Below are 24128 nucleotides of genomic sequence, written 5' to 3'. Positions count from 1 at the left end.
CCCTCTCTGCCTATGAGAAACCAGTAACCAGCACCCTTATAAATAAAAATACCGGTAATGTGTCCGCATTACCGGCAACTCCCCCTCGTGTTATTCGCTAACAAACCTGTTTCCAGCAGGTCGGGGATTGTTTTGCCCAGTATGTCCAATACATGAACCAAAACGGAGTAAATCTATGCAATTATTCGTTAATTCCTTCCCCTTATTGACCAAAGTTATGAAGGTCACAGGCACTCATATCTTGCTGATTTTGATCTTTGCCAACTTCAGCGTCGCTCGCCCCAGCTTTGCTCAGGAACTGTTGAACCGCCCGGTTTCGATGAATATCAAAAACAAGGAGCTTGGTTCGGTACTTGATCATATAGCCAAAGAAGCCAAAATCCGATTTACCTATGTCCCCAAGCTGATTGATATGGACCAGCGAATCTCACTGGTGGCGACTAAGGAAAAGTTGTCTACGGTTTTAGATCGTCTCCTCAAACCGCTCAATATCAATTACGAGATTGAAGGGGAATTTATCGTGCTTAAACGAGAGCCGGGGCATAGTAGCCGAACAAACGAAACGAGTGATGCCGGTTTATTGAAAGCCATAGCCCTGGCCGATATTGCCTTAACCGGTACCGTTGCCGATGAAAAGGGAGAGCTTTTGCCAGGGGTCAGTGTCGTCTTGAAGGGTACGCAGCGAGGAACGACAACGAACGCCGAGGGGGCCTTTTCGTTTAATGTGCCCGATAACAAAGGCATACTGGTATTCAGCTTTGTGGGCTATATAGCGCAGGAGATCGAAATTGGCAATAAAACAACCTTCACCGTCCGTCTGGCAGCAGAGAGTAAATCATTAAACGAAGTCGTGGTTGTCGGCTATGGCGTACAGGAAAAGAAAACGCTGACCGGTGCCGTCTCTGCTGTTAATGAACAGCAACTCAGAGCCGTACCTACCGGTGATGCAGCCGCCAGGCTTCAGGGGCGGGTCGCCGGAGTGACAGTGGTTACGAGTAGTGAACCTGGTGGAAATTCTACCGTTCGGGTGCGCGGCATTGGGTCGATTAATAACAATGACCCGTTGTACATTGTCGACGGGGTTCCTACCAATACAGGTCTGACGGGGATTAATCCCAATGATGTGGAGTCCATGACTGTCTTAAAGGATGCGTCAGCTTCTGCCATTTACGGATCAAGAGGGGCTAACGGAGTTATTGTTGTCACGACCAAGCGTGGTAAGAAGGGAACATTAAAGCTAAGTTTTGATGCGCGCTACGGCGCTCAACGGGCTGCCAACCAGCTTGCTATGATGAATTCTCAGGAATTAGGGGAACTGTTATGGCAGCGGAAACGAAACGCGGGCTTAACACCCGGTGGCGCTGGCTGGGCGGATGCGCAGTATGGAAATGGAGCGACACCCATTATCCCTGATTACATTATACCGGCAGGAGCTTCAGCCAGTCAGGTGAATGAAAGCACCTACTCGTATCCAACGCCTTACAACGGCATTACGAAAGCGAATAAAGAGGGCACCAACTGGTTCAACGAAGTGTCTTCCGTTGCGCCCATTCAGGAGTACAATTTAGCTGTATCGGGCGGAGGTGAAAAAAGCAATTTTGCCGTAAGCGCCGGGTATTTGAATCAGAAAGGGATTATCGATTATACGGGCTTCAACCGGTATTCTTTACGGGCTAATTCGGATTTTACCGTGACCAAGTGGCTTAAAATTGGCCAAACGATCGGTGCTACCGTGTCCGACCGGTTAGGTTATTTCAATACCAGTACTACCTTCAATACGGGTACGGCAGTTGCTTATTCATTACGTATGCACCCCTTAATACCCGTTTATGATATCCGGGGAAACTTTGCCGGCACGAAAGCATCCGGAACAGGAAATGGGGTAAACCCAGTAGCGATGCTTAACCGGGCTAAAGACAACCTTAGTCGGCAGATGCGCATTATGGGAAGTGTGTACGCGCAAATCGATTTTACCCCCAATCTTTGGTTCAAAAGTCTACTAGGTATTGATTATAATACAACCCGGGCCAAAGTTCGTACCCTGGCCGATCCCGAGTGGACTCAGACCACCAATAATAATGTCCTGACTGAATCCCAACAGGACATCTTCCAGTATAACTGGACCAACATCCTGAATTTTAACAAAACCTTTCGGAACGTCCATACGGTCAACGCATTAGCGGGCGTTGAAGCCATTCGAAACAACAATCAGATCTTTACGGCCACCCGGTCTACATTCCCCTTCACCGACCTGGACTACATGGTGCTGGATGCGGGTCAGAAAGACGTTTCCAATACGGGTACTTTTGATGAGTGGGCGCTGTTTTCCTATTTTGCACGGGTCAATTATGATTACAAAGGGAAGTATTTAGTAGAAGCGACCATCCGCAGGGATGCGTCCTCCCGGTTCGCGGCTGCCAATCGCTGGGGAACCTTCCCGGCTTTTTCAGCAGGTTGGCGACTTGTCGAGGAGCCTTTCCTGAAAGGCGTCAATTGGCTGAGCGATCTAAAAATGCGGGCGGGCTGGGGCCAGAATGGTAATGATAACGTCGGTAATTACAACTCGTATACGACCTACCGTGCGGCCGGGGCCGAGTCCTACTATAATATTTCGGGCACCAGCAGCACCAAGTCCGACGCGGGTCTTCATATTTACTCGCTGGGTAATCCGGCCGGGCAGTGGGAATCATCCACGACGACAAACCTGGGCCTCGATGTGGTCCTCTTCAACAATAAGTTTGAAGCGAACCTTGATTTTTACAACCGTCGGACAACGAATATGCTTTATCCGGATTCCCGGCCGGATACCTGGGGGGCTGTGGTGCTGCCATCGATCAACGTCGGTGAGATGCGCAACAACGGGATCGATCTGATTTTGAGCTATCGGAACCGAATTGGTAAAGATCTGAATTTCAATATCGGAGCCAATTTATCCCACTATAAAAACACGGTGGTTCGGTTGAATGGCAATGCCAACGAAATTCGGTACGGTACTACGTTGCAGAATGATGTATACACCGCTACCACGGCTGGGCAGCCCATCTCATCCTTCTTCGGCTATATTGTGGATGGTATCTTCAATACACAGGAAGAAGTTAGTGCTGCCCCCAAGTATAATCCAGATGTGAATGGAAGAGATACCTACAGCATGCCGGGAGTATTCAAATTCCGGGATATAAACGGGGATGGGAAAATTACCACGGCTGACCGGACTTTTATCGGTTCCCCCCATCCGACGCTTACCTACGGATTGAACCTGGCTGTCAACTACAAAAACTGGGATATGACCTTGTTTTTTCAGGGCGTAACCGGTAACAAACTCGTTAATTATTATAGTCGCGAACTGCTCTTTACCCGCAACGAAGGCAACTACCTGAAGAGCCGGCTGTATGAATCCTGGACACCGGAGCGCTATGCGAATGGCGATAAAATCACGCTCCCAATCACGTTGACCAATGACGCGAATATGCAAAAACCATCCACTTTTTTTGTAGAAAGTGGCGCCTATTTGCGCATGAAGGATTTTCAGATCGGTTACACGTTACCGACTACGCTGACCCAGAAATTGCACATAGACCGGTTAAGAGTCTACTTCCAGTCGACCAACTTATTCACCATCACCAAGTACTCTGGTCTCAATCCTGAGATTACTGAACCCAATGATGGCAACAAAGGCGTTGACACGATTGCTTACCCCACCCCCCAGATTTTCATGATGGGCCTGAATCTGAATTTCTAATCCTTTGACCGAACAGCCATGAAAAATAAAATATATGTTACCCTGACGACACTGATTGTCCTTCTTGGTGCCTGCACTGGGGATTTTTTAGAGATCAAACCAAAAGGCCAGACATTTTTTGACGCTCTACCCAACAAACAGGGTATAAATCTCCTGCTAACAGGTGCTTATGCGGATATCGACGGCGTAAACGGAACTGTGGGTGATGGCTGGGCCAGTGCCGTTACCAACTGGGTATTTGGCGGAGTTTCCTCCGATGATGCCTATAAAGGATCGAACACGGGTGATCAAAACGCCATCAACGCCGTTGAGGGATTTTTTTCCGACGCAGAAAACCTGTATGTTTCCCAGCACTGGACACCCCTCTATGATGGTGTCGTTCGAACGAATGACGTGCTCAAAGCGCTGAAACTGGCTACCGATATGACGGATGCCGAAAAAAAGCTGATTGAAGGCCAGGCACGGTTCCTGCGCGCGCATTACTACTTCGAACTGACTAAAGTACACGGTAAAGTGCCGTATATCGACGAAAATACGACCAATCCGACGGTCGTGCCGAACGATCATGTCTTATGGCCGGAAATGGAAGCAGATCTGAAGCTGGCGGCAGATGCATTGCCTTCCCGCTGGTCTGATAAAGGACGGGCCACCAAGTGGGCAGCCAAAACATACCTGGCAAGGGTCTATATGTTCCAGAAAAAATTTCAACTGGCAAAGGATCTGCTCCAGGATGTGTATACCAATGGCGGTTTTAGTCTGATGCCCAGCTACGAGCAGAATTACATGATCAAGACCATCAATAATGCGGAGTCAATTTTTGAAATTCAGTATGCGGTAAACGATGGCTTTCCGAATTCGCCGAACGCTGGACTTGGAGAATCCATTTGTGGTCCGCATTTTATTGGTTCAAGCGGATTTTATCTGCCGACCCACAGCCTTGTCAGTGCCTACCGGGTGGGGGCAGATGGTCTGCCACTACTGGATGATGCCTATTCTGCAGATGATATCCTACCCTTTGCCACCAACGGATCATCCGTATTGTACAAAGGGCCGGTCGATCCCCGGCTTGACCATACAGTGGGCCGTCCGGGCGTTCCCTTTCTGGATTGGGGTATCCACCAGGGACTTTCCTGGGTGCGGGATCCGAGTAATGCGGGCCCCTACAACAATAAGAAAAACATGTTCCTTAAATCGGAACTGGGGGCTTTGTCGAATACAACGGGGGTAAGGGTCTTTCCCAATGCCAATAATTACCGGCTGTTTAAATTAAGCAATGTCATTATCTGGCTAGCCGAATGTGAAGCGGAAGTCGGCTCGCTACAGACAGCCACAACGCTGGTTAACCTGATCCGAAACCGGGCCAAAAACTCCAATGTCGTTCGTTTTGCCGATGGTACGCCTGCCGCCAATTATAAAGTTGAACCCTATCCAGGCACGTTTTCTACAAAAGATTATGCACTTAAAGCGATTCGGTATGAAAGTCGTATTGAATTTGCTATGGAAGGGATTCGCTTTTTTGAACTGGTGCGCTGGGGCATTGTCGGCCCGGTCATGAACAACTACCTCGCAGTAGAAGGTACGGTCTTGCCCTATAATAAAGGGAAAGTATTTAATGTAGGGCAACATGAAATCTGGCCCATTCCGCAGCGTCAAATCGACATTTCGGTCAAAGATGGCAAGTCAGTACTGACCCAGAATCCAGGCTATTAACCCTTAAAAAATCACTTCCAGAGCTACTGAACAAGTAGCTCTGGCCTTACTCATGCCAAAAAGTAGCCAACCATGAAACGAATTCAACTAATAAGACGCCCAAATACGGTTTTGGGGATAGCATCCTTATCAATTGCCGCTAGTATTCTCGTCGGTTTAGTGGCTTTCCGGGATAATCGGAATGTAGATAAACCCTATACGGACTGGACAATTTACGGGGGGGAAGTGAGAACATCAAATACTCGGCCCTCGATCAGATCAATACCAGCAATGTAAAAAATCTAAAGGTCGCCTGGGAGTACGCTTCCGGCGAAGCCTCTGCAACGAATACGACCGATATGAAAACCAATCCTATTATTGTCAATGGGATCATGTACGGGTTGAATCCGCAACTCAAACTGTTCGCCCTCGATGCGGCTACCGGTACCGTGAAGTGGGTGTACGATCCGGGCAGCATTCCCGAGAAGGGAAAGAATGTGGGCAGGGGACCTTTTGGCCCTTCCACCAAAATTTGCCGGGGGGTTACGTATTACAATGGAGGTAAGAATGACCAACGAATCTTGTATACACCCGGTGGGGGGCATATGCTATACTGCATTAACGCGCTAACGGGCAAGGTTATCCCAACCTTTGGCACCAATGGACACATTGATCTCCACGATGAGCTGGATATGGAAAATGCTCATGATCTGCATATTTCCAATACCAGTCCGGGTATTATTTACAAAAACTTAATCATTATGGGCTCGCGGCTGGCCGAATCTGCTGAGGCAGCACCCGGTCATATCCGGGCGTTCGATGTACATACGGGTAAGCGCAAATGGATCTTTCACACGATTCCACATCCTGGAGAACCGGGCTATGAAACCTGGGAAAGTCCAGGTGCCTATAAATACGTGGGTGGAGCCAATGCCTGGGGCGGTTTTAGTCTGGATGAAAAACGAGGATTGGTCTTTGCCGGTACGGGTTCGGCTACCCCCGATTTCTACGGAGGTAATCGTAAAGGGAATAACCTATACGCTAATTCGATTTTGGCATTGGACGCGGCTACCGGCAAACTAAAATGGCATTATCAGACCGTTCACCATGATTTGTGGGACTGGGACCATGCCGCCCACCCCATCCTGGTCACGGTTAAAAAGGATGGCAAACCAGTCGATGCCGTTGTCCAGATTACGAAGCAGGGCTACATCTTTATGTTCAACCGGGAGACGGGTGACCCCATCCATCCCATCAACGAGGTGCCGGTCCCCAAATCGGACCTGGCGGGTGAATGGACATCCCCAACCCAGCCGGTTCCTTCCTTTTTCAAACCGTTTGTCCGTCAGCGGCTTACCGAAGATGATCTTCTAAAAGAGGGGATACCCGATTCCTCCTACCAGGACATCCTGAAAAAGTTTCGCTCCTACAAGACCGATAACATGTGGAATCCACCCTCGTTACAGGGTACGATTGAAAGTCCGGGCTGGAACGGCGGGGCCGAGTGGGGTGGTCCCACCTTTGATCCCACCTCGGGTATCATGTACATTAACGCCAATGAATCGCCGTGGGTCATGAAAATGCAGGAGGTCAAAAAAGGGGAGATGATCGCGAAACAAACCAACTTCGAGGCTGGCCAGATGCTTTATCAGCAGAATTGCAGTGGTTGCCATGGTAAAGACAGAAGGGCGGGAGAGACGAACAAAGCCTTATCGGCGAATCCATCGCTGGTAGGCATTGCAGAAAACAGCAATTTGAAACCTGGTCAGAAATACGATGAGAGATCATTTAAAAGCCTCATCAGTTCGGGTCGAAATAACATGCCACCCTTTGGTCACCTGAGCGCCGAACAGAAAACAGCGCTGGCTTCCTTCATTTTGAATCTGGACAAAATTAAAGATCAACCCTTTAAAGATTTAAATACGAAAGAAGAACCGGCGCATTTCAGAACGCCCTACAGCTTTGCGGGCGGGCCCTATGGGATTGGTAAATTTCTGACTAAAGAAGGATTCCCCGCCGTAAAGACCCCCTGGGGGCATTTGTCGGCCGTCGATCTCAATACCGGTAAAGAGCTCTGGAAACAGCCCCTCGGTGATTACCCTGAAATGAAAGCGAAAGGCATCCGCTCCGGAAGTGAAAACTTTGGAGGATCGGTGGTAACGGCGGGGGGATTGGTCTTCATTGCGGCTACCCGCGACGAAAAATTCAGGGCCTTCGATAAGAAGACCGGCGAACTACTTTGGGAGGTGAAAATTCCCGCGGCTGGTATTGCGACGCCCGCTGTCTATCAGGTGAACGGTAAACAGTTCGTGGTCATTGCCTGTGGTGGTGGAGGTAAACAACGGACTAAGTCGGGTGATAAATACGTGGCGTTCGCCTTACCGACTTCCCAAAAGTAGTATCCATCCTATGCCCTGCATTTTATCATGAAAAACATACGAAATCTAGTCTTGATCCTGGTAACCCTGACCCTGATGGGTTTACCAGCAAAAGCGCAAAAGTCCGATGGAGATTGGGAAATTCTTTTCAATGGGAAAGATTTCACGGGCTGGCGGCACCTGAACGGCAATCACAAACTGGACGTTCAAGATGGAATGATCGTTGGAACGACGGTGCCCGGTGAGCCGAACGGATTTCTTTGTACCGAAAAAGAATTCGGTGATTTTATTCTGGAACTGGATGTGTCGATCGATACGACGATGAACAACTCCGGTATTCAGTTTCGGAGTTTGAGTAATCTCGATTACCTGAATTATCGTTTACACGGTTTCCAAATGGAGGTCGACCCGAAACCGCAGCGGTGGAGTGGAAGCATTTACGACGAAGCTCGCCGTGGCTGGTTGTATACGACCGAGTTGAATCTGCCTTCCAAAACGGCCTTTAAAAACAATGCCTGGAACCACTACCGCATTGAATGCATCGGTACCAGTAACCGTACGTGGGTAAACGGCGTGCCGGTTTCGCATTTGATTGATGATGAGACGGTTAAAGGAATGATTGGTTTGCAGATGCATAGCAACAACCCCAATGACCCGATTCCACCAGGTGATCACCAGATCCGTTTTAAAAACATCAGGATCAAAACCCAAAACATCAAACCCTCGCCACCCGACGATATATTCATCGTGAACCTGATCCCGAATGATCTATCGGAAGCAGAAAAAAGAGCTGGGTATCGTTCGCTTTTTGACGGGAAAACGGCACAGGGGCTGACGGGGGCATCTAATTCAACATTTCCTAACTCGGATTGGGTCATTGAACAGGGCACACTGACGATTAAGGAGTCGAAACGGAACGAGAAGAAAAGTGTGTTTTTGAAAAATCCGTATGCCGCTTTTGAATTGAAATTTGACTTCAGACTGGCAGAAGGAGCGGATAGTGGCGTAAAATACCTGTTGTCCAAAGCGGAAGAAAATGCGGAGAGTCTCGAATTTCAAATCCAGGACGATATGCTGCCTGGGAATGTGCCGAGGGGAAAGGATCTTACCGCATTGGGTTCGGTGAAGGGGTTGGCGGAGTCGAAGCAAACGATTTTCTCGAAAAGGCGGATCGGATTGTGGAGCAATGCGATGATCCGGGTTTATCCGGACAACCGCGTCGAGCATTGGATCAATGGATTCAAAATGGCGGAATACAAAGGCAGGTCGCATGAAAAGGGTTTTATCATGTTGGAAAACAATGGTTTATCGGTTTCGTACCGGAGTATTAAAATCAAAGAATTACGCTGATGTATACATGCAGAGTGCTCGCCATTTTTGTGCTGGTTGTGTGCGGTTTTGTTTCAGGTTTTGGGCAGAAATCGAAGGATAACCGCTTCGAAATTGTCACAGAATCAGATACTTCGTTTTCAATTTATAGAGACAAAGTAAAGCAACTGGTACTAACTCAGGTAGCCAAACCCGACGAGCGTCCGTATATCCATCCCATTATGGCACCCGATGGGCAAAGTCCGGTAACCGAGTTTCGTCCCAATCATCACCTCCACCAGACCGGCCTGTTCTGGGGCCTCAAGCGAGTGAACGGACGAGATTATTTTATGAAGTGGAAAGGTGATTACTGGAAGCGGGTTTCAACCAAAATAACAATTCGTCAGGGTAAGCAGGTTGCCTGGCAAACGGTCTATAACGTACTCGATTCAACGGGACAAACGACTCTGGTGGAAACCCAAAACTGGACCCTTCAGGAAGTCGACGGGAAATTTATGCTGGACCTCGAATGGAAAGGTCAGGCCAGGACCGATGTTACGATGGGTAAATTTTACGTAGGCGGTTTATTCGTGCGGATGCCCTGGACAAAGGAGCTGGCTGGTGAAGTGATCAATGCGTCAGGTCAGATGAATAAGCAGGCCGAAGCGCAGCGCAGTGAGTGGCTGGATGTGGGTGTGCAGCGAAGAGATCGCTCGGACTGGGCGCATTTTACGCTGTTTGATCATCCCCAAAACAAAGCGTTTCCAACTCCCTGGCGTGTCGATAACGAGTTCGGGGTGGGACCTTCTCGCCAGATCATCGAAGACTGGACCATTCCTGAAGGACAAACCGAGACGATCCGCTACCGAATCCTGATTTACACAGGCCCGATCAATCAATCGCAAATCCGTGACCTGGCTAAAGCCTATCAGGAAATCAATCATCATTGATGACGCCAGGTTTTTGGGCAGCTCTATGAAAGTGGATGGTAGCCTGATCTTCATGCCTTCACAATTTTCTGGTTTGTATTCCGCAACCGAAAAGCCCTATCACTGCCGAAGGCGATTGTGTCAAGTAACTATTAACCCTTTTTAAATTCTTCTTCACCTTAATCAGCGCTGACTTTTGTCGGCATTAACTCATTGAGTTTATGAAATTAAATATTGCCATCGTAGGCCTTGGTTTTGGGGCCGAGTTCATTCCTATTTATCAGCGTCATCCGGCCGCTAACATGTATGCGATCTGCCAGCGAAACGTCCAGAAACTCAAGGAGATCGGGGATGCTTATGGCATTGAGAAACGATACAGCAGTTTCGACGAGCTACTGGAAGATCCGGCGGTTGATGCCGTTCATATCAACTCCCCCATTCCCAATCATGCCGAGCAGAGTTTGAAAGCCTTACGGGCGGGCAAACACGTGGCCTGTACAGTGCCCATGGCAACAACGGTTGACGACTGTAAGGAACTAGTCCGGGTCACCAACGAGACGGGCAAAAAATACATGATGATGGAAACGGTAGTGTACAGTCGGGAGTTTCTGTTCGTCAAGGAGTTATACGAAAAAGGAGAACTGGGCAAAGTGCAATTTCTGAAAGCCAGCCACCAGCAGGATATGGACGGCTGGCCTGATTACTGGCCAGGTTTACCGCCCATGCACTACGCAACCCACTGCGTTGGGCCGGTGGCCGGTTTACTTAAGCTGGAAGCCGAATACGTGTCCTGCTTTGGGTCGGGGACCATTCGGGAGGAATTGGCAAAAATTCACAACTCGCCATTTGCAGTCGAGTCGGCGCATATCAAATTCAAAGACAGCGATTTATCGGCTTATGTGTATCGATCGTTGTTCGATGTAGCTCGTCAGTACCGGGAAAGCTTTGAGGTATACGGAAGCAAGAAATCGTTTGAATGGCCATTGATCGAAGATGAAATGCCTGTGATTCATACCGCTAAAAAACCAGAACCCGACATTCCAGAATTAGTCGTCGTGCCCGATTATGCGCACTATCTGCCCAATGAAATTGCCGGATTTACGACAAAAGGTGTTTATGATGCCGATGACCAACAGCATTTATCGTTCACCCAGGGCGGTGGTCACGGTGGATCACACCCCCACATGGTTCATGAGTTTGTATCGGCGATTGTTGAAGGCCGCGACCCATTTCCCAATGCGGTTCAATCGGCAAACTGGACGAGTGTCGGCATCGTTGCTCATGAATCTGCATTAAAAGGTGGTCAATTGCTCCCAATACCTGATTTCAGGGCCATTTAAGATTTTCAGCGCACGATAGGCGACATACTGGAAAAATACAGTCGGTCAGCCGCTTCGATTGTTGATAAAGCCTTTCCCGTTTTTTGATTTGTTAGGGGAAATTGGGTTAAAAGGATAATCGAACACGGTTAAACGATTAACTCCAGGTTCGAAAGGTAGCATTTATTGTTTTTTCATAGGTTGGTAGTTCGGCACGGGATAAGATACTGTCTTATCCCGTTCTTTAGGTAATACCCAAGATTTTAAGTTGAGATATACGATTTTAATTGCATTATACTGCTTTAAAATTGTGATTTTGTAATCTGTATTCAGTAACTTTGGTTATTTCTGATACCTATAACTTTGGAACAGAGCCTACCGTTAGATCATGTACTTTGGGATGCAATCCGAGAGGGTGACAAAGCGTCATTAGGCGAATTGTATGAACGATATTATCGGCTCTTATACCGATATGGAACCAGGTTAATCTCCGATACGGACCTTGTGGAGGATACGATCCAGGATGTATTTATTACCATCTGGAATAACCGACAGAAATTAGCCATTGTCAGGAATATCAAGGCCTATTTATTTACCATACTTCGGAGAGGGATTCATCAGAAATCAAAGAAAGATGAATTTATTTCTGACATAGAAACTACCCCAAATTTAACTTACCCGGAAGGTAAGGGTAATTATGAGGATGTAGAGTATGAAAAGTGGCTTATTGAGAAATTAGCCACTGTCCTTAAAAGTTTACCACAACGCCAAATGGATGTGATCCTATTGCGCTACTATGAAAATTTCCAAACATCCGAAATCGCCACCATTATGGGTATTACGGAGAAGTCTGTCCGCAATACGCTTTATAAAGCACTGACACACTTAAGAACACACATTCAGCCTCTGGATTTTATACTCTTTATTTTTCTGTTACTTCAGACCCTGGGATACTAACAGTATCTGGCTTTCATCTAAAAGGGGGCGTCTTGTCCTGGAAGTATCAACTTGCTTACTTACGCGTTGTCTTATCCGATTCAAAATTTACACATCAGGCATCCGTAATGACGACTTTCTGACCATCAGTTTTGTCTTTAAGACATTGTTAATCGAGGCAATTTGACCGCCGGGGTTTTTAATCAGATCAATCAATAAACTGGCGGCTGATTGCCCCATCTCGAAAGCTGGTTGGGCCACTGAACTTAACGGTGGATTTAGCAGGGACGCAAAAGGCAAATCCGCAAAACCAACTAAAGCAATCTCCCCCGGCATGGATAAACCAAGTTCATTAATGGCGGCATGACACCCTAAAGCAATCGTATCGCTGGCCGCAAAAATACCGTCGGGTCGTTTGGATCTACCGAGCAGTTCACGAGTAATCGTCAGCGACTGTTGGGCATTAAATGCTAAGGGAATAATTTAATCATCCACAATCGGGCGGTTATAATCCAGTAAAGCCGCTCGGTAACCGTGCATTCGTCGTCGACTCGTCACTAGATTTTGAGAGCCCGCTAAAAGGGCAATGTGTTCGCAACCCTGCTTAATGAGATGCTCAGTAGCCATATAGGCACCCTCGAAGTCATCGACTAGTATACTATGGGTATCAATGCCATCACAAACCCGATCAAAAAAAACGATCGGAAACCCTTTCTCATGCAGATTCTGGAAATGGGAATAATCCTGCGTGGCGGTGGCAATCGAAACGAGCAAACCATCTTTTCGTTGTTGAGCAATGTGTTTTACGTTCAACACTTCTCGTTCATAGCTATCGTGGCTTTGATAAATAACGACCTGATAGCCCTGAGCAAACGCAATGGCTTCAATGCCCGCAATGACAACGGCAAAAAAAGGATTGGCTATTTCCGGAACAATAACGCCAATTTCCTGACTATGGCTACTCAGTAAACTGAGCGCAACCGGGTTGGGATTGTAGTCGAGACGTTGAGCCAGTTCCAGCACCCGGCGTTTAGTTTCTGGATTAATTTCCCAGCTGTCTCTCAACGCTCTGGAAACAGTAGAAATCGACAGATTCAACTCGCTGGCGAGATCTTTAATGGTCACTTGTTTCATAGCGCTCAACTTACTGAAATAATACTATTTTGCTGGTCCTTACAAATGAAAATTTAAGTGAAACTAACTTGGAGCTACATAGGGTTTACATAGGTCTGCTGTATTAAAGAAGGTATGTAAAAGCTACGGAGGCTCTACTTTTTCGTATCCTCGGAGTTATGTATTTCATCAGAAGAAAGCGAAACGGGAAGGCAGAATGATCATCAATCTAACCACAATTTTGCACGCGGAAAAAAATGAAGCCGAAGTTGTTCCACTGAACGGATAGCCGTGGGATGGCTGATGCCGATCAAGAACACCAACGTCAGCTCACACGAAAGAATGTGGGTAAGCTGACGTAAGGTAATGAATGAGGAAGTTATGTCTGGACAGTGAGGCCGACTGATCGATGGTTACAAATTCATTAAGGTTTCAATGCGTTTCTGGATGACATCGATAGAACTGGCAAGTTTAACATATCCTTGTGTTGGGGAGCGCGAACCAGCTCTCCATTCATTGCTGCCATCGGGGGCTACCTGACAATATCCGTCGGTTTCAACCGAAAAGTAGGGGGTATTGCCCTCAACAGCTTGCAAAACAGCGATCTGATCCCAACTGGCTCGCCCTTTGAAGTTATTGTAGTATTCATAGGCTTTATACACAGGACTATTGGGCTTACAATTCGCCTTAAATGCTTCGCCACCGGTTACAATTTGCTGGCCCACTTCCCAACCGGCAAACGTTACAGGCAATTGCCAGTTAGCCAGGCAATCAACCGTGGAGGCTGGGTCAGGACGATAGAAGTTGGCTTCTTTTCCACTGGGGAACTGGCCTCCCATACACGACCAGGCCTTCACTTTTCGGGCAATTAATTCCTGACCACTCAGTGGACTAATGGAATCCGGTGATGAATGAAGTAAACGGCTCAAACTGGTTAAATGCCCAATCGTGATGATCACTACACTACGGTCGGGTTGGCTGGCCAGCAAACGCCGATAGACCGACGTGCTCGTTTCGGCAATTGCGTTGGACGCCAGCCGATGCGGAAATGCCTGAGCAATTTTCTGCGTGTACCTGGAAAAGCTTTTCAGCGAATCGCGCTGACTTACGCCAATAGGTATATCTTTTCGACCAAAGTAGGTATTGATCGCATCCGTACACGCGGCACTGTATCGATCATCGCTCGTCACAATTACGCCCAGTATACGGGCCTGGCCAGCCCGTTCGAAGGCATGAAGCATGGCCAGAGCACCAACGTCGTCAACATCCGAATCCATATCCGTATCCAGAATAACAGCTATAGGCGGGCCAGGGTGAGTGGATTGAGTTGGCTGCTTGGACAGCCAACTGAGCAGGCTTGTCAGAATGAGAAGAAATTTTATTGCCATACAACCAGAAATCTCCAGCGTAAAATAAACTGTTTCAATAGCATGAATGAACCCAACGTGATTCAGCCGATGCTTTTCGAATTGATAATTAGTAATCTACATTCAGCTTTCGCCGTAGATAATAATCCGTTACCAGCAATACACTTACGGCAAAAATGGTGAACGGATAACTAATCGGAAGGGATTCAAGCGAACCCTCTATACTGGAAAGAAAGCGATCTAGTCCGGATGATGTGTGCTGGGCTGGCCCGGTAGGTAACACAAGAAAGCAAAAGAGAAGAATAAACAGCAGCGATGCAGCGATCATATACCATACTCTTGGGCTAATGATGGGCTCAAACTGTTTTGAGGGCGAAACCATAACCTGACTCATCACCCGGCCACTGAAACCGGCTGATGGTTTCTCGACAAGGGTATATGATTGGAACAGTTGACTCAGGGCTGCTTCTTTTGCCGAGTCGAGTTCCGATTCAGCCTGTACCAATTTCATGATGGTATCGGTAAAGTCAGCACCCGGTTCATCAAGTTCTACTTTTTGGATCAGTTTCCTTAACGAATCTTCTTTTTCGTCCTCCATAGCTTAACAGACCGTTTAGGTTAACAACCGGTTCATTTACAATAAAAAACGCAACTGTTCTTCCAGTACTTTTCTGGCCCGGAATAATTTTACCTTAATGTTGGATTCCGATAGGCCGGTGATCACCTCAATTTCCCTGATTGACTTTTCATCAAGGTAATACAACGTAATTAATAGTCCTTCAGTTACCGGCAATCGACTAATAGCATCTTTAATATACTTCTGTTGCTCCGATAGCTGTAGACGGTCCAATTGAGGAGTCTGATACGAATGCGAATAGGCTTCCGTCATTTCGTCATGGATCGGAACCGTTGCGACTCGCTGGTGCTCTAATTTAGTAATGGCTACCCGATAAACAATGGTGTAAAGCCAGGTGGAAAACTTCGATTTGCCCTCAAACTTATGGATTTGCTGATACGCTTTTACGAAAGCTTCCTGCGCTACGTCTTCGGCATCTTCGGCATTCCGTATAATTCTTACCGCAATCGTATACGCCATATGCTTGTAGCGGTCAACAAGAAATGCATAGGAAGCCGAGTCTCCATTTTTGACTTTGTCGATATAGACCTGATCTTCCGGTTGCTTCACGAGCCTATTGGTTAGTTTGAGAATCTGTTCGCGCCCCTTGCCCGATTAGACCTTCGTTTTCAAAATGAGGTTACAGCGTATAGCCATTTTATTTTAGGACTTTCGCTCAGAACCGTGCCATGGTTACTGTTGCTGCTCCTGATAACCTTGGCACGGTTCTGAGCGAAAGTCCAATATTTTTATTTCTAAATTTTTACCAAAATCTGTAACCCGATTTCTTATTCAGATGTCATATGCTGCGAAAATCAGTTAGTAACAATCGGTAAACGAGTTTCTCTATGAGTGGTGATGATATAAAACATATACTTATTTCCCTTGGCGCATTCGCCAGTGTTTTCGGTATCATATATGTATTCCTGATGACACGTTCGCGGGAGCGCATGGCCATGATCGAGCGGGGAGTCGATGCATCTATTTTTTCGGGCAACGACTCGATTTCACCCACGCTGAAATTCGGAATGCTCTTCGTAGGAATTGCCGTCGGAATGATCGTTGGCGATGTTCTGCACGACAACTATGGGTTCAGTAAAGGCACTTCTTTTCTGGCTATGGTATTTTTATTCGGTGGGCTGAGTTTAATCATCAACTTCGTGATTGAGCGGTTATTGGCCCGAAAGAAGTAACTGCCTGTTCATCTCTTCCTTATTGATTGCCCGTAGAGCCAGGCAGTGCTTCTCTGGCCTGATCATTCCCGGTTAATTCCGATACCGTTCCATTTCCTCTGCTGTGATTTCCTCAAAAGAGCTAAAGCACTTCGTGGAACCACTTTGCCTTTACTCATCGATAAGTCAATACATCCATGAAAATACTAACCTTACTCTGGGTATCGATTCTCCTGTTGGGTCTGCATGTGGCAGTTGCCCAGAAAAACGCAGGAAGTTATTCAATTCACGGAATTATTGCTGATTCAGCAAGCCACAAGCCCTTGATATTCATGACTGTTCATCTACTGAAAGGCTCGGATTTGGCCTTAAAGGTAGATTATTCCAGGGCGGATGGCTCATTTTCATTTACAGGATTGCAAGCGGGAACGTACTCGCTGGCTATTCAGGGGGTAGGTTACAAAACCCGAAAAATCCCGGTCGAGTTGACCGATTCAGTTCAAAAGACAGTGGAATTGGGCATTGTAGCACTTCCTCCTGACATGATGGGACTGAAAGAAGTAGTCGTAGCCGGTACGAAACAGATTGTAAAACAGGAAATAGACCGCATTACCTACGATCTGCAGGCCGACCCTGAAAGTAAAGTGTTGAGTGTGCTGGACATGATGCGAAAAGTGCCGTTACTTTCACTGGATGCCGATAATAATATCCTGATGAAAGGAAACAGCGATTTCAAGATCCTGATTAATGGTAAACCGTCGAGTATGATGGAGCGAAACTATAAGGATATTCTTCGGACAATGCCCGCTTCGTCCATCGAGCGTATTGAAGTGATTACGTCGCCCCCGGCCAAATACGATGCGGAGGGATTGGCAGGAATCATTAACATTATCACAACGAAAAAGCTGGATAACGGCTATAACGGTTCTGTCAATGTTAGCGAACGTTTTCCTACCGGAGGGCCAGGACTGGGCGGATCGGTTTCGGCTAAGCTCGGTAAGTTTGGCATCTCAGCTTTTGGTGGAGCTAATCTGAATAATAATCGGACAGTTCGGGGTGGTATTCAGCGAATTACCACAGGGCTGCAACCTACTGAGCTTTTGCAGGAAGGCACTACGGAGTCGAAGAGTCGGACGGCCTACATAGGCTACGAAATGAGTTATGAAATCGATACGCTGAACCTGGTCTCGACTCAATTTAACCTGAATGGCAACCGCTCGGAAGGCACTATGATACAAACCAGCGATCTGATGAGTTCGGCTGTTCATTTACAAGGATATACGCTGGAAAACACCAATACTGGCAAGGGAAATGGCGTGGATGCGTCAGTAAATTATCAACGCAGTTTTCGGTCGGATAAAAACCGTTTGCTGACCTTTTCGTACCGCTACTTGACCTATGAAACGAAGCAGAATAATGACCTGAGCATCACTAATCGGGAGAATTATACAATGCCTAATTATCGGCAGGAAAACGATCAGCGATTTTCGGAACAAACCCTTCAGGTTGATTATGTCCATCCTGGTAAGCGGCACCAACTGGAAGCGGGTTTAAAGGGAATTTTACGGGATAATAACAGCGATTTTCAGAATTCGGCAGCTGATTCTGTAACGCATCAATATGTGATTCAACCGATGCTCAGTAACCGATTCAGAAATACACAGAATGTCTTTGGCGGGTATACAACCTATCAATACACCCTAAAAAACTGGGGTGTAAAAGCAGGTTTACGTATCGAGCAAACCGTTATCGATGCCGATTTTATATCGGTCGATTCAAAGGTAAAAAGAACGTACTTTAACCTGATCCCTTCCGTATCTGTAAATCGTAAATTCAAGAATAACAGTGCGCTTAATCTGGCTTATACGCAGCGAATCCAACGACCAGGCATTTACCAGCTGAACCCTTTTGTGGATCGCTCCAACCCGAATTTTGAACGAACAGGCAATCCTGATCTGCGGCCTGCGGTTGTCAATGACATCCAGGTAACGTTCAGTGGGACAGGGAAAATTCAACTGAATACGGGCTTGGGATTTACGTTTTTCCGGGATCTGGTTTTTCCGGTTTCAGTTTATGATTCAACGACGACCATTACGCGCACATCCTATGGGAACACAGGTACGGCAAAGCTTCCAAACCTGTACGTGACTATCAATTATCCGCTCACGAAACAGTGGAACGTAAGTGTAAACAGCCGTGCCGCTTATGGGATGGTGCAGGGTTTGGTAAATGGCGTATTGATTAAGAACGAAGGGTTAATGTATAATGTCGCACTGTCAACCAATTACAAACTACCCAAAGAATGGCGCTTAACGGCTAATCTGCAGATGAATGGGCGGGGAGTTAATTTGCAGGGAACGACCAATAGTATGGTAAGCACTTCATTTAGTGTCAATAAAGACCTGATTAAGGACAAAGTATCTATTGGGGGTTCGATCAGCAACCCGTTTCGTAAATACAGGGAAAACCTTGCCAGTACGTTCGGCCCGGATTTCCAACAGACTAATTTCCGTTGGGATTATTTCCGGTCATTCACGTTTAGTCTGAACTATAAATTCGGCAAGCTCAGGGAGTCGATTATAAAGAACAAACGAGGTATTCGTAATGATGATGTCCAAAGCGGAAATTAGCGCAGGCACCCGGTTTCAGGACTTCGTCAAAATAGTATTTTACTACTGTTTAAACTAAAGCGTAGAGTTTATCACCCTGGTTTATATTTACTACTTTCCTGGTTGTTGCTCAGGAAAGGTAGGGCTTCTCGGGAGGAGATGCGCAAGCCACTTCACTATAAATAAGTTATTGCGTTGCTCTTTATATTTGCCGGTGATCAACCCAACCCTTTCTGAAATGAACCGTAGTGCCAGCAACTCCCGTACGATTAGCAGGAAATGCTTCCTTTTTTCTGTAGTTTCTGTTGTTTTCTATCTTGTCATCAATCCAATTGCTAAGGCCCAGATCGTCTTACATACTGATGATTTACCCCGTTTCTTCCAGGCCTACGATTCAGTAATGACTACGGCTGACACAGCCCGACAAGCCCACTTTATTCAAACCTTGTATGTGGACAAAGCCAGTCCTGGATTAACCCAATTTATGGAGTTGCGGGGCGGAAATACAGCCAAATGGAGAGCCTTTATGGAAAAAGACAAAACCATCCTGGCCAAAAAAAGACCGTGGATACTAGCCGTCCTGGAACAGAAAGCCGAGATCTTGAGACGAATAGGCCGGTTTAAAGAAATCTATCCTGACTTTCGAGAGGGTGATATCTACTTTTGTGTGGGTGTCAACAATTCCGGCGGCACTATCGATGATCGGACAGTCTACATTGGGACCGAAGTCGCGGCCAGTGATCAACCCCACTGGGCGGTTCCGTTAGTGTTGCATGAATTCGTTCATACCCAGCAATGGACCCAGCGAAATAAAGAGCGAGTCCTCAAGAATGAACAACTACTGAACGAGTACACGGCCTCTCATAAGCAATTGCTAGGAAAGTGCCTGGAAGAAGGCATGGCGGACTTCATCGCAGAACTTGTTTATGAACAACCTCTGGCTAAAGTCAATCCCAACGGCCACACAGCATTCGGTTTACAGCATGAGCAGCAGATTTGGGAGGCCTTTAAAAAGGAGATGTATTCAGATGTAGACTGGAAAGGGGGTTGGTTATACGCTAAGCGGGAGATTGATGGGCAGAAGGTGAGTGACTTAGGTTATTTTGTGGGCCACCAGGTCTGTAAGGCGTATTACCAGAAAGCCAAAAATAAGCAAACGGCCATTCGCTATATGCTGGGGTTGAATCTGACGGATGAAAATGCAAAACGCTTTCTGGAAGAATCCGGCTACTCCCCGGAAAAGCAGGCCATCCGCTGAGGATATGTCTTATAATACCGTCAACCTGCCAGAGCTGGTCTTGTCGAGAAGATTATGACACGGTTGAAGTCAGAACCGGTCTTCATTGTAAAATTACTTTTTGGACTTCTCAATAAAGCAATTTTGGACTTTTCAATAAACTCCTACGACTGACAGAGCTCTACTTTTGCATCACCGATAAACTAAAGATTTTCAGTGATGAAGCATTCAGAAACAGTACTGGTGACCGGAGGATCAGGTTTCCTGGGCATGCGGATCGTGTTGCTGCTTTTACAGAAAGAATATCATGTACGGACGACCGTTCGCAGTTTGGAAAGCAAAAACAAGCTGATTCAGACATTGCGATCAAATGGTATCACATCATTCGAAAGGCTTTCGTTTGCCGAGACCGAATTGACTAGGGATGACAACTGGGATAGCGCTATGAAAGGGTGTACCTATGTGCTGAGCGTAGCATCGCCTGTATTCTTTGAAACGCCTAAAAATGAAAATGATGCCATTCGTCCTGCGGTCGAGGGGATACGTCGTGTCTTGAGGTTCGCCAAAAAAGCGGGCGTCAAACGTATTGTGATGACTTCCAATTTTGGTGCCGTAGGATTCAGTCAAACAGACAAAACTAAAGAGACGACAGAATCTGACTGGACCGACGTTAAGTTAAAGGGGCTGTCTGTTTATGAAAAATCAAAAACGCTGGCTGAACGCGCTGCCTGGGACTTTATGAATAGCGAAGGTGGTGATCTGGAATTTGCTACCATTAATCCAGTCGCCATTTTAGGGCCATCGTTGGATGCGCATATCTCAGGTAGTTTTCACCTGCTTGAAAATCTGTTAAATGGCTCGATGAAAGCCGTACCGAATATTCCCCTGAACGTAGTCGATGTGAGAGACGTGGCCGATCTGCATATTCGGGCGATGATCCATCCTGATGCAAACAGGCAACGGTTCATCGCATCCGCCGATGGGCAGATTACATTGCCTGAAATAGCGTCACTGCTCAAAAGCAAAAGGCCCGATGTTTCAGAACAGGTTTTCACCAGAAAGTTACCCAATTGGCTACTCAGCCTGGCTTCACTTGTCAACAATCAGGCCAGAGAGGGAGCTATGCTGCTGAATGTAAACCGGAATGTCAGTAATGCAAAGGCGAAGGCATTATTAGGCTGGAAGCCCATCGCCACCCAGGAACAGGCTATAGTAGCAGCGGTAGACAGTATGGTTAAGTATGGTATTCTGAAATGAGAGCAATTCCCGAAGAGACGAAAGCGAAGATCTTAAACGAGCAATTTATTCCCGACCATGTTTTCCTCGTAGTCGTTCATGGGGAAATCAGCTTTTTCGATGCCAGCAAACGTTATACGATCAAGGCTGGCGAGTGCTGTTTTGTGCGGAAAAACCGGCTGGTGCGATTTATGCGTTCAAGCGGTGCGGAGGAGTTTGAGCCGATATTATTTTGCTTTGAGCAGTCTTTCCTTAGGGCGTTTCAGAAAAAATACAACTACTCCAGGTCGGCAGGTTTCGAAACCGAGGACGCACTGATCAGGATACCGAAACCCGCCTTGTTGGACGATTTCATCCGGTCCATAAAGCCGTACTACAAAGGAGTCATGGAATTGGATGAATTATTCGAAGAGTTGAAATACGAAGAGCTATTAATCATCCTTCTTCAAAATCAGCCAGCGCTTACCGGCTTTCTCTTTGATTTTGAAATTCCTCAAAAAATTGATTTAGAGGGATTTATGAATCGTAACTTCAAGTTCAACGTAAGTATCCAACAGTTCGCCTACCTGACAGGACGCAGTTTGTCGGCCTTCAAATGGGATTTCAACGCAATATTCAACGATACACCAGGTCATTGGCTGGTGAGAAGGCGCTTGCAGGAAGCGTATTTTCTGATTGAGACTGGCAGACAAAAGCCGTCCGACTTTTATCTGGATCTCGGCTTTGAAAGTTTATCACATTTATCATTTGCCTTTAAGAAGGAATTTGGACTAACACCTTCAGAGGTCGCCATGTCTAACTGATCTTTATTAGAGGTGAATGTTTCAAGAAACCCTCGAGGCTATTTCAGAACTCTATTCGGAGGTAAACTGATGAATCTGGTTTGCTGCTTGAGCTGTCTACCAGTCAGTAGGCAGATTAATTTGGTCAGTCGTGGTTTTGCAAAAGTTGTGCAATTGCAAAGGGCTTTTCCTCAAATGGGTAAACATGGAATGAGTACCTTCGTAAAAACGCCCTTAAAATGGAGTTAGACCATATTTTTATATTTACTCATCAGGCTCAACAAGTCGCCACGGCCTTACAATCGTTTGGCCTGAGCGAAGGAACAGCCAATGTCCATCCCGGACAGGGAACAGCTTGTCGGCGATTCTTTTTTCAGAATGCGTATATAGAATTAGTCTGGGTGATTAATGAGGATGAAATTAAGCATTCAGAAATTAAAAGAGCCAATCTATGGGAAAGGTCACAGTACGAGTTCACTAACTATTGCCCTTTTGGCTTCTGTTTCAGAACAGAACAGCCATCAGACCATGCGATTCGCTTAGTTTTTGAGGATGGCTGGCGATACTACTCCGTTTATCTACCCCAAGGCCAATTTGCCAACATAGCCTCGAATGAGGCTTTCCCTGTTGAACCAATGCTCTTTGAGATGCCTTTTTTTGGCTTAGCTCCGAAAGATTATCCTCAACAAAAGCGGCAGCCATTGACACATGCAAATGGCTTCCAAGAACTGACGAAGGTAACCATAACACTACCACCGGTCAACGACTTATCGTCGGCTATGAAAAAGGTTCTTCATGAAAGTATTCTTCATAGTTCACAAGGAAATACCTATCTGGTTACCTTAGAATTTGACGATGGCAAACAAGGTCAACAGCAAAACTTTACCCCCTTGATTCCATTAGTTATTAGCTGGTAGACAATCAATGCGCTAACGCACGCCAAATACTTATGGCTGCCGTTACACAACTAGTTAATTGTCTAAGCTCAGACCGTTTATTCGGGGATAGGAGTTCCGGGTTTTACATCTACGTTGTGGTAGGAAACAATTTTCCAACCGTCTGGCTCTTTGGTTAACACCTGTAATAAACGGGTATTGAGTTGCCCCTTGGTATCTAATTGAATTCTGGGTGGAAGACCTTCTTTGGCAAAGCCAGAAACCTGACACAAGGTTTCCATAATGGCGACATCGGAGCGTATAAATTTCAGAGACACGATTTTCTGGTTTAAGACCGTATTCTTAAAAAAGCTTTTAAAAATCACCTCGTGCTGGTCTAAAAAAGCTTTATGCCCTTTAAAGAACATACCCCCAATATTGGTAAAGGTGCCATCACGGGAAAATGATTGGGAGTAAGCCGTTGCATCCCCCTTGTTCCAGGCCTGATCTTCCTGCTGGAGGATAGTTTGAATCGCTACCGAATCCTTAGCGTTTTGCGCAAAAAGGCTGGATGAAGAAAGAATCAGAAAAAGAACCAAAAATCCTCTGGTAACCGAATCTATTTTCATGATAGTTGACTTTAGATAAAATAATTTGAAAGCTACCCAAAGGGATACTCCTAAACTAACCTGCTTTATTTATCGGTAAACTAGAGCTTGGCCAATTTAGACCGATATGGTTTTTGAAACCGCACCGGCGGCCGGGCTTATAGGTTTGTCATCAATCCTAAATAGAAATAGGAAGAGCACTGGAAGAAAACCTG

General features: G+C 46.5%; 17 protein-coding genes and 1 pseudogene. 13 read left to right on the top strand and 5 right to left on the bottom strand.

The genetic code is table 11. The annotated features are described in order from the left end of the window. The first annotated feature begins 175 nt into the window (after positions 1-175). From G8759_RS22450 to G8759_RS22420, 7 genes are all read left to right on the top strand, one after another. A complete protein-coding gene (locus G8759_RS22450) occupies positions 176-3739 on the top strand; it encodes a SusC/RagA family TonB-linked outer membrane protein (protein ID WP_167212741.1) in 3564 nt (1187 codons plus the stop codon). 18 nt (positions 3740-3757) lie between these two features. After that, on the top strand, positions 3758-5449 hold the full coding sequence (locus tag G8759_RS22445; protein WP_167212738.1) for a RagB/SusD family nutrient uptake outer membrane protein: 1692 nt from the start codon (positions 3758-3760) through the stop codon (positions 5447-5449). A gap of 203 nt (positions 5450-5652) precedes the next feature. Further along, positions 5653-7827, top strand: coding sequence for an outer membrane protein assembly factor BamB family protein (locus G8759_RS22440; RefSeq protein WP_449448594.1), 2175 nt, complete (start codon positions 5653-5655; stop codon positions 7825-7827). Between the two features lie 27 nt (positions 7828-7854). Then, positions 7855-9156, top strand: a complete 1302-nt coding sequence (locus tag G8759_RS22435; protein WP_167212735.1) for a 3-keto-disaccharide hydrolase — start codon at positions 7855-7857, stop codon at positions 9154-9156. Next, complete coding sequence (locus G8759_RS22430; protein ID WP_167212730.1) at positions 9156-10064, top strand: DUF6807 family protein; 909 nt, start codon at positions 9156-9158, stop codon at positions 10062-10064. The genes G8759_RS22435 and G8759_RS22430 overlap by 1 nt, the downstream gene beginning before the upstream one ends. A 200-nt stretch (positions 10065-10264) precedes the next feature. Further along, positions 10265-11383: a Gfo/Idh/MocA family protein gene (locus tag G8759_RS22425; protein WP_167212727.1), complete on the top strand. Its 1119-nt coding sequence runs from the start codon at positions 10265-10267 to the stop codon at positions 11381-11383. A 342-nt stretch (positions 11384-11725) separates the two neighbouring features. After that, the gene (locus tag G8759_RS22420) at positions 11726-12319 is read left to right on the top strand and encodes an RNA polymerase sigma factor (protein ID WP_167212724.1); all 594 of its coding nucleotides are present in this window, start codon (positions 11726-11728) and stop codon (positions 12317-12319) included. Between the two features lie 87 nt (positions 12320-12406). Here G8759_RS22420 and G8759_RS22415 read toward each other — a convergent pair. The 4 genes and pseudogenes from G8759_RS22415 to G8759_RS22400 form a co-directional block, all read right to left on the bottom strand. After that, positions 12407-13432: pseudogene (locus G8759_RS22415) on the bottom strand (LacI family DNA-binding transcriptional regulator). Between the two features lie 392 nt (positions 13433-13824). Continuing rightward, positions 13825-14799: a nucleoside hydrolase gene (locus tag G8759_RS22410; RefSeq protein ID WP_167212722.1), complete on the bottom strand. Its 975-nt coding sequence runs from the start codon at positions 14797-14799 to the stop codon at positions 13825-13827. 88 nt (positions 14800-14887) lie between these two features. Continuing rightward, positions 14888-15376 carry a hypothetical protein gene (locus G8759_RS22405; RefSeq protein WP_167212719.1) on the bottom strand — a complete coding sequence of 163 codons (489 nt, stop codon included), beginning with the start codon at positions 15374-15376 and terminating at the stop codon, positions 14888-14890. Positions 15377-15412: 36 nt separating this feature from the next. Beyond that, a complete protein-coding gene (locus G8759_RS22400; RefSeq protein ID WP_167212716.1) occupies positions 15413-15964 on the bottom strand; it encodes an RNA polymerase sigma factor in 552 nt (183 codons plus the stop codon). A gap of 278 nt (positions 15965-16242) precedes the next feature. Here G8759_RS22400 and G8759_RS22395 point away from each other — a divergent pair, with 278 nt between their 5' ends. The 6 genes from G8759_RS22395 (at position 16243) to G8759_RS22370 (ending at position 23347) form a co-directional block, all read left to right on the top strand. Further along, a complete protein-coding gene (locus G8759_RS22395) occupies positions 16243-16587 on the top strand; it encodes a DUF6249 domain-containing protein (protein WP_167212712.1) in 345 nt (114 codons plus the stop codon). Positions 16588-16763: 176 nt separating this feature from the next. Beyond that, positions 16764-19196 carry an outer membrane beta-barrel family protein gene (locus G8759_RS22390; RefSeq protein WP_167212709.1) on the top strand — a complete coding sequence of 811 codons (2433 nt, stop codon included), beginning with the start codon at positions 16764-16766 and terminating at the stop codon, positions 19194-19196. 379 nt (positions 19197-19575) lie between these two features. Then, on the top strand, positions 19576-20433 hold the full coding sequence (locus tag G8759_RS22385; protein WP_232073905.1) for a hypothetical protein: 858 nt from the start codon (positions 19576-19578) through the stop codon (positions 20431-20433). 198 nt (positions 20434-20631) lie between these two features. Beyond that, positions 20632-21669: an SDR family oxidoreductase gene (locus G8759_RS22380; protein WP_167212703.1), complete on the top strand. Its 1038-nt coding sequence runs from the start codon at positions 20632-20634 to the stop codon at positions 21667-21669. Continuing rightward, the gene (locus G8759_RS22375) at positions 21666-22451 is read left to right on the top strand and encodes a helix-turn-helix domain-containing protein (protein ID WP_167212700.1); all 786 of its coding nucleotides are present in this window, start codon (positions 21666-21668) and stop codon (positions 22449-22451) included. Before G8759_RS22380 ends, G8759_RS22375 begins: the two co-directional genes overlap by 4 nt. Positions 22452-22669: 218 nt before the next feature. Continuing rightward, positions 22670-23347, top strand: coding sequence for a VOC family protein (locus tag G8759_RS22370; protein WP_167212697.1), 678 nt, complete (start codon positions 22670-22672; stop codon positions 23345-23347). 77 nt (positions 23348-23424) lie between these two features. On the opposite strand, the gene G8759_RS22365 is transcribed toward G8759_RS22370, so the two are convergent. Beyond that, positions 23425-23934 (bottom strand): SgcJ/EcaC family oxidoreductase, encoded by a 510-nt coding sequence (locus G8759_RS22365; protein WP_167212692.1) that lies wholly within the window; start codon positions 23932-23934, stop codon positions 23425-23427. Between the last annotated feature and the right edge of the window lie 194 nt (positions 23935-24128).

Origin of the sequence: Spirosoma aureum, assembly GCF_011604685.1 — a bacterium.
Classification (GTDB): domain Bacteria; phylum Bacteroidota; class Bacteroidia; order Cytophagales; family Spirosomataceae; genus Spirosoma; species Spirosoma aureum.
This window is presented reverse-complemented; position numbering and strand designations above follow the sequence as displayed.

Bases quoted from the DNA above. Each gene is read 5' to 3' on its own strand.
- G8759_RS22390 (WP_167212709.1), top strand. From the start codon at position 16,764: ATGAAAATACTAACCTTACTCTGGGTATCGATTCTCCTGTTGGGTCTG.
- G8759_RS22375 (WP_167212700.1), top strand. From the start codon at position 21,666: ATGAGAGCAATTCCCGAAGAGACGAAAGCGAAGATCTTAAACGAGCAA.
- G8759_RS22395 (WP_167212712.1), top strand. From the start codon at position 16,243: ATGAGTGGTGATGATATAAAACATATACTTATTTCCCTTGGCGCATTC.
- G8759_RS22380 (WP_167212703.1), top strand. From the start codon at position 20,632: ATGAAGCATTCAGAAACAGTACTGGTGACCGGAGGATCAGGTTTCCTG.
- G8759_RS22445 (WP_167212738.1), top strand. From the start codon at position 3,758: ATGAAAAATAAAATATATGTTACCCTGACGACACTGATTGTCCTTCTT.
- G8759_RS22450 (WP_167212741.1), top strand. From the start codon at position 176: ATGCAATTATTCGTTAATTCCTTCCCCTTATTGACCAAAGTTATGAAG.
- G8759_RS22410 (WP_167212722.1), bottom strand. From the start codon at position 14,799: ATGGCAATAAAATTTCTTCTCATTCTGACAAGCCTGCTCAGTTGGCTG.
- G8759_RS22370 (WP_167212697.1), top strand. From the start codon at position 22,670: ATGGAGTTAGACCATATTTTTATATTTACTCATCAGGCTCAACAAGTC.
- G8759_RS22385 (WP_232073905.1), top strand. From the start codon at position 19,576: ATGACTACGGCTGACACAGCCCGACAAGCCCACTTTATTCAAACCTTG.
- G8759_RS22405 (WP_167212719.1), bottom strand. From the start codon at position 15,376: ATGGAGGACGAAAAAGAAGATTCGTTAAGGAAACTGATCCAAAAAGTA.
- G8759_RS22425 (WP_167212727.1), top strand. From the start codon at position 10,265: ATGAAATTAAATATTGCCATCGTAGGCCTTGGTTTTGGGGCCGAGTTC.
- G8759_RS22365 (WP_167212692.1), bottom strand. From the start codon at position 23,934: ATGAAAATAGATTCGGTTACCAGAGGATTTTTGGTTCTTTTTCTGATT.
- G8759_RS22430 (WP_167212730.1), top strand. From the start codon at position 9,156: ATGTATACATGCAGAGTGCTCGCCATTTTTGTGCTGGTTGTGTGCGGT.
- G8759_RS22435 (WP_167212735.1), top strand. From the start codon at position 7,855: ATGAAAAACATACGAAATCTAGTCTTGATCCTGGTAACCCTGACCCTG.